The following is a 7315-nucleotide window of genomic DNA, read 5'->3' on the forward strand; positions in this document are numbered from 1 at the left end:
TTGTCCGCGTGATCAGCTGAGCCAGCAGGTGGGTGCGGGGGAGCATCCGCGCGACCTCGACGTACTCGGCATCCGTGTGGGCGCCGCTGCCGACGGCACCGAGCCCGTCCAGCGTCGGGCAGCCCACGGCCGCGGTGTAGTTACCGTCCGAGGCGCCGCCGACGGCGATCCCCCGCGGCGGCTCCTGGCCCAGTTCCACGGCAATGCTGGCGGCGAGGGCGAACAGCTCGGCGGAGGATTCCGGTTCCATCGGCGGCCGTTGCCTGCCGCCCAGTACCTCCAGCCGAGCTCCGTGTGTCCGGGCGGTGAGCCCCCGCATGAGATCGTCTATCTGGTCCTGCGCCGCCAGAGTCGGCACGCGCACGTCCACCAGTACCTTCGCCAGCGCGGGCACCGTGTTGCGCGTGCTGCCGGCCGACAGCAGGGTGGGCGTTATGGTGGGGGCGCCCAGGATGGAGCCGGTGGTACCCATCGAGGCCGCGAGGCCGGCGATTGCCAGGATCTGGTGGGCGGCCTCGATCGCGGCGTTGACCCCCCGTTGCGGCTCCAGGCCCGCGTGGGCGGCCTTGCCGTGCACCACCACCTCATAATGCGAGGTGCCCTTACGGGCAATCTTGATGGCACCTTCTTCGTTCGCGGCCGCCTCCAGCACGAAGGCGGCCGCGCAACCGCGCGCGGATTCCTCGATCAGTTCCCGGGAGGTCGGGGAACCGACTTCCTCGTCCCCGTTGACCAGGACGCACACACCGTCTGGGGACGGCAGGGAGGCCAGCGCGTGGAACATCTGCACCAGCCCTGCCTTCATGTCCAGGACCCCAGGGCCGCGGGCGATCCCGTCGAGCAACGACCAGGGGCGGCTCTCCAGGGAGCCCACCGGCCACACGGTGTCGTGGTGTCCCACCAGCAGCACCCGCGGCGCGCCGAAGATCCACCGCAGGTGGGTCACACCATCGATCACAATCGTCTCCGGAGCCGCGCCCAGCAGCCTCGCCCCGAGCGCGCCGACAACCTCGGCGCTGCGCGCCACCGCGGCATGGTCGGCCGAGAAGGACTCGCAGCGCACGAGTTCCGCCAGATCGGCCAACATCGCCGGTAACGCGATCGTGGCTTCCGTGGCCACCAGTCCCACCCCGTCTCGACCGTCCGCCAGGAAAGCACGCTTCTCCCTGGCTGTGAATCCGTCACTGACACGACAAGGATGATCCGCATAAGCATAAAAGCCACCGCCGACCCGATGCGACCGAATACATAAGGCCTAGGCAGCAAGAACACCAGACAGCTGGATATCAATGATCATCGAGTCGTTGAAGCGAGTCATTGAAGTAGTGAATAAAACCATACCGCGGGCTGCCGGCCAGCGTCAGGCATATCAACCTGCCGGACACGTTTCCCGATGTTGCGCGGGGATTCGCCCCAGCCTTCAGCACAGTAATCCACAAGCAGTGCTTCAGCGCGTTCGGCTCGCCGCGGCGAGCCGGAATGACGATCTCAACAGCGCTCTCAGGCTGGAGCCCGCGAAGCTGCCGCCGGTGTGTCCCAGCGGCGGGGTGAACGACGGCGCTGCGGTGGCACCGCGGCCAGCGCGTCGGAAGGGTCGACAAAACGGCCTGTTGTCTCGTCAAGAACCCAGGTGTGCGCGGCGGGAATGTCGAAGTAGAGACCCACAAGCTCGAGCGGACCCCGGTCCAGCGCACGCCGCACGGCCGGGTGCCCGCGCAGGTGCTCAAGCTGGAGCACGACGTTCGCTCGGCCCAGCTGTTCCAGGGGCGACAGCGTCTCGGTACCCGGCAGCGGTGTCCGGGCCAGTGCTCCGTGCGCGTGGGTCAACCAGCCCGCCAGCGCGGAGTCAGGCTCCTGATCGATAGCGCCGGACAGCAACGCCGTCATGGCGCCGCATCCCGAGTGCCCGCACACCACGATCGAGGGCACCCGCAGGACGTCGACGGCGTAGTCGAGCGCGGCGGTCACAGACAGATCGCCCGTAGGCCCGCCAACGAGCGGGCCGTCCGACGAGACGAGCGGCACGATGTTACCGACGTTGCGGACAGTGAACAGGTCGCCAGGTCCGCTACTGGTGATGATGTTCGGGACAACCCGGGAGTCGACGCAGGTGAGGAACAGCGCGCTGGGGCGCTGACCATCCGCGAGATCCCCGAGGGTGCCGCGCAGCAGCGGAGCGGCCCGGCGGTGGAACTCGGCGACCCCCACCAGCATCGTGCCGACCGGGTGAACATGACCATCAGCGACATCCACCGTACCTGTCGCATCCGGACCGCCGTCGGCCGTCACCGGCGCGGCCGCACGGTGCGCCTCTCCGTGGGAGGCTGCCAGCTCCTGCCACTGCGACCAGGGCGCGAACCAGCGCGGCAGGTGCGGAACCACGGTCCGGCGCCGGTGGGGCTGGTCCGTACGCGGCCGCCGGAACCACGCGTGACCGATCTCGTCCACGCTCACCTGGCCGCCGGTCCGCTCATACTCGGCGCACCAGGCATGCAGATGCTCGAAGGCCGCGTGGTCGAGGTAGTCGACCACGAGCTCGATCGACACACAGGCCCCGGTGGGAACCCGGCCAAGAACCCGGGCGAGACGCGGCAGCGAGAGAAAGCTCAGGGTGCCCTCCACATCCACCCGCCACGTCTCCCCCGTCTGGACGAGATGGATGTTCGACCACAGCACCCGGCGGAGAACCAGGCCGAGCGCGGTGAGCATCCCGAGCACGACGCCCTGGAGCAGGTCGAGCGCGACGACACCGACGAGTGTGACAACGTACACGGGCAGTTCGCCGTGTCGCTGTACGTGGCGCAGATGGGAGACATCCACCAGCCGGACCCCGACGACGACGAGCAGGCCGGCCAGTGCGGACAGCGGAATCCACTCGACCACTCCGCCGAGAAACACCGCGAACAGCGCCACCCACACGCCGTGCAGGATCGCCGACGCCCGTGTTCTCGCCCCGGCCGCGACGTTGGTGGAACTGCGCACGATCACACCGGTAACAGGCAGACCGCCGGCGAGACCCGACAGGACGTTGGCTGCCCCCTGCCCGAGAAGCTCACGGTCGAGGTTGATCCGGCCCTGCGGCGCCCGGCCATGGGCGGCGGCCAGCTTCTCCACCGCCACAGCGGACAGCAGGGACTCCACACTCGCCACGATCGCGATGGTGAGGACACCGAGGATGATGCCGGACCAGTCCCCGTCGGGAAAGACCGGCAACGACACCGAACTGATGATCGACCCAGGCAGGTTGACGCGGGGCGGGTCCAGGTGGAGTGCGGCGGCGAGGACGGTCCCGACGACGACCGCGGCGAGCGGCCCGGGGATCGCGCGCAACCCGCCGGGCAGTCCGCGGACCAGCCGGGGCCACAGCACGATGACGGCGATCGTGACGGCTCCGATCAGTGCCGCGGCGCTGTGGCTGACGACGATCTGTCCGGGCAGGGCCATGATGTTGTCGATGACGTGGGAGTCCGGCTCACCGCCAAGGATGACGTGCAGCTGGCCGAAGGCGATGGTGAGCCCGATCCCACCGAGCATGCCGTGCACGATCGCGGGTGACACGGCGAGCGCGGCGCGGGCGACCCGGCTGACGCCGAAGAGGATCTGGACCACACCGGCGGCCGCGGTCACCGCGCATGTGACCCGCCACCCGTACGTGGTGATAAGACCGGCGACGACCACGGTGAGCCCAGCCGCAGGCCCGCTGACCTGCAGGGACGCACCTCCGAGTGCCCCCACGACGATCCCACCGATCACGGCGGCGATCAGCCCAGCGGCGACCGGCGCGCCCGTGGCGACCGCGATGCCCAGGGAGAGCGGCATCGCGACCAGGAACACCACCAGCGACGCCTGCAGGTCGGGTCGCAGCGCGGCGATCCGGCGCATGCGGTCCGGGCCGTGGGTGTTCGGGTCATGGATGGCGGTCCCCGGCACCGGCGGGGAGTGACTGTGCTGCGACAACGACGGCGACGACTCTGACGGCGGTGATGATGGTGTGGGAACGGCCACGCCACCCTCCTCAAGGACGGATCAGCACCGGACAGGACGTCGCGATGAAGATCGCCCTTGAGGGTGTCGCGTGGTGACGACGACCGTGCAGGTCATAAGGGCCGACCAATGGGCTCCCGCGCCCGCATCCGACCGCCAGTCCGAATCCCGATCAGCAACAGATTGGTGTCACCTATAGTATTGATGTTACCCCTAGCATCAATGTGATCACCGTATTGGTTAACGAAGAGGGCTCGGCGCGAGTTCCCGGATATGATCCTTCACCCAGACGGACCGAAGACCGGACACGGCCCGACCAGTCAGACAGCCGCCACTCGTTCCGCGACGGACCGACGGACCGCCGCGAGCGCGTCCGTGATCGCGGCCGCGTCAGTGCCACCGCCTTGAGCAAGATCATCTTTGCCGCCGCCACCACCACCGAGGATCTTCGCGGCACCGCGGACGAGCTCCCCGGCCTTGACCCCGCGGTCACGCGCGGCGCCGCTCGTGCCCACCACGATGACCGGGCGCCGGTCGACCGCGGCCGCCACCGCGACGACCGCCGGACGCTCGGCGGGGACCCTGCCACGGATGTCAAGGACGAGCCTGCGCAGATCATCCGCGGAGGTGCCATCGGGCGCCTGGTGGGTAACCAGCGCAACCCCGCCGACGTCCTCGGCCCCGCTCGCGAGGCCGCCCGCCGCGGCCAGCACCGCGGCCGCCCGCAGCTTCTCCAGCTCCTTCTCGGCCTCGCGCAACCGTGCGAGCACCCCGGCGAGGCGCTCGGGCACTTCGGCCCGTGGCGCCTTGAGCACATCGGTGACCTGTGCGACGAGCACGGCCTCGCGGGCCAGGTAACGGTAGGCGTCCAGGCCCACGAGGGCCTCGACCCGCCGGACCCCCGCGCCGACCGACGACTCGCCCAACAGCTTGACCAGGCCAAGCTGCCCGGAGCGGCGGACATGCGTGCCACCACAGAGCTCACGGGAGTACTCGCCGATGGAGACGACCCGCACCCGGTCGCCGTACTTCTCGCCGAACATGGCGATGGCGCCGGTCTGGCGTGCCTCGTCGGCGTTCATCACCTCGGCGTGGACATCGAGATCCTCGATCAGCACCTGGTTGATCGTCTCTTCCACGTCGGCCAGCACCGACGCCGGCACCGCACCGGCGCAGGAGAAGTCGAAACGGAACCGGCCAGGCGAGTTCTCCGAACCGGCCTGCGCCGCCGTCGGGCCGAGCGCGTCCCGCAGCGCCTGGTGAGTCAGGTGTGTGGCGCTGTGCGAGCGCGAGATCGCTCCCCGTCGGTCCAGGTCGATCTCGGCCCGCGCGTTCGCCCCGAGGACGACCCCGCCCGAGCGCACCCGGCCACGGTGGACGATCAGCCCTGGCAGGGGCTTCTGCACATCGAAGATCTCTATCTCGGTACCGTCATCGAGGCGGACCACGCCGGTGTCGGAGAGCTGGCCACCGCCCTCGGCGTAGAACGGCGTGCGGTCGAGCACGACCTCGACGTCGCTGCCCTCGCCGGCCTCATGGGCGGGCGAGCCGTCCACCAGCAGCCCGCGGACGACGGCGGGCTCGGCGACGGTTCCGGTGATAGTCCCGGCGGCTGTCCCGCCGGTGGTCCCGGCTGCGATGTCGTAGCCGGTGAACTCCGATGGGCCGGCCGCGGCCAGCATGTCCCGGTACGCCGAGGTGTCCACGTGCCCGGTCTTCTTCGCGCGGGCGTCGGCCTTGGCGCGCTGGCGCTGCTCGCCCATGAGCCGGCGAAAGCCCTCCGCGTCGACGGTCAGACCCTGCTCAGCCGCCATCTCCAAGGTGAGGTCGATCGGGAACCCGAAGGTGTCGTGCAGCTGGAACGCCCGCTCACCCGTGAGGACCCCGCCGCCCGCCTTCCTCGTCTCGGCCGCAGCCAGGTCGAAGATGGACGTCCCGGTGCGCAGCGTCTGGAGGAACGACGCCTCCTCGGCGGTAGCCACCGAGTCGATCCGCAGCCGGTCGGTGACAAGTTCGGGATACTGGGGGCCCATCGCCTCGATCGTGACCGCGACCATCTCCCGCATGGTCGCGTCATGGGCGCCGAGCAGGCGCATGTTGCGGATCGCGCGGCGCATCATCCGGCGCAGCACGTAGCCACGCCCCTCGTTACCCGGCAGCACACCGTCGCCGATGAGCATCACCGAGGTGCGCACATGATCAGCTACCACCCGCAACGACACATCCGAGCGCTGCCCGGCGCCGTAGCGGGCGCCGGTGAGTTCCGACGCCCGGTCGAGGATCAGCCGGGACGTGTCCGTCTCGTAGAGGTTGTCGACCCCCTGGAGAACCGCGGCGAGGCGCTCCAGGCCGAGGCCGGTGTCGATGTTCTTCGACGGCAGGTCACCGAGGATCGGGTAGTCCTTCTTCGAGGTCCCCTCACCCCGGATGTACTGCATGAAGACCAGGTTCCACAGTTCCAGGTAACGCTCGCCGTTCACGGCGGGGCCCCCGTCGATCCCGAACTCCGGGCCACGGTCGTAGTTGATCTCCGAACAGGGTCCGCACGGGCCGGGCACACCCATTGACCAGAAGTTGTCCTCCATGCCGAGACGCTGGATGCGCTCGGCGGGCACCCCGACCGTGGACCGCCAGATGTCAGCGGTCTCGTCGTCGTCGAGGTAGACGGTCACCCACAGGCGGCTGTCGTCCAGGCCGTACCCGCCCGCCGAAACCGGCGTGGTGAGCAGTTCCCAGGCCAGCGGGATAACGGTCTCCTTGAAGTAGTCCCCGAAGGAGAAGTTTCCGCACATCTGGAAAAAGGAACCGTGCCGGGTCGTCCTGCCGACCTCCTCGATGTCGGTGGTGCGCACGCATTTCTGGATGCTGGCCGCCCGGGGGTACGGCGGGCTGACCTCGCCGAGGAAGTACGGCTTGAACGGGACCATGCCCGCGTTCACGAGCAGCAGCGTGGGGTCGTCCGCGATCAGGGATGCCGACGGCACGACGGTGTGCCCGCGCTCGGCGAAGTAGCGGAGCCAGCGGCTCGCGATCTCAGCGGACCTCATCACAAGCCTTCCTCACCGGTGGAGCGACGATCCCCGACCATCGTAGCCAGCCGGCAGCCGCCACCGGCGGGCCGCAGCCCCGCCCCTTGATCCACACCCCTATTGCCGGGCGCTCTACGTCAACCGCAACGCCGACACCGGCCGGACCGGCCTGATCCTCTCAGGAGCGGCCCGGACCGGGAAGACGACCTGCCTGACCCAGCTCGGCAAGACCCTTGAGACGATCAACCGCCGACAGCACCCGGACGCCGACCACGACATCCCGGTCATCTACATCACCGTCC

3 protein-coding genes are annotated in these 7315 nt (G+C 69.3%); all 3 read right to left on the minus strand.

Going from position 1 to position 7315, the window contains the following annotated elements:
* The coding region (locus tag MJ785_RS17405) for a M20/M25/M40 family metallo-hydrolase (protein ID WP_370652972.1) at positions 1 to 1087 on the minus strand (1087 nt) is incomplete at its 3' end.
* A gap of 413 nt (positions 1088 to 1500) precedes the next feature.
* Positions 1501 to 3882 (minus strand): SulP family inorganic anion transporter, encoded by a 2382-nt coding sequence (locus MJ785_RS17410; protein WP_370652973.1) that lies wholly within the window; start codon positions 3880 to 3882, stop codon positions 1501 to 1503.
* A 422-nt stretch (positions 3883 to 4304) separates the two neighbouring features.
* Complete coding sequence (gene alaS, locus MJ785_RS17415) at positions 4305 to 7031, minus strand: alanine--tRNA ligase (RefSeq protein ID WP_239311724.1); 2727 nt, start codon at positions 7029 to 7031, stop codon at positions 4305 to 4307.
* Positions 7032 to 7315: the final 284 nt, after the last annotated feature.

Source organism: Protofrankia sp. CiT1, assembly GCF_917627335.1.
Lineage (GTDB): Bacteria > Actinomycetota > Actinomycetes > Frankiales > Frankiaceae > Protofrankia.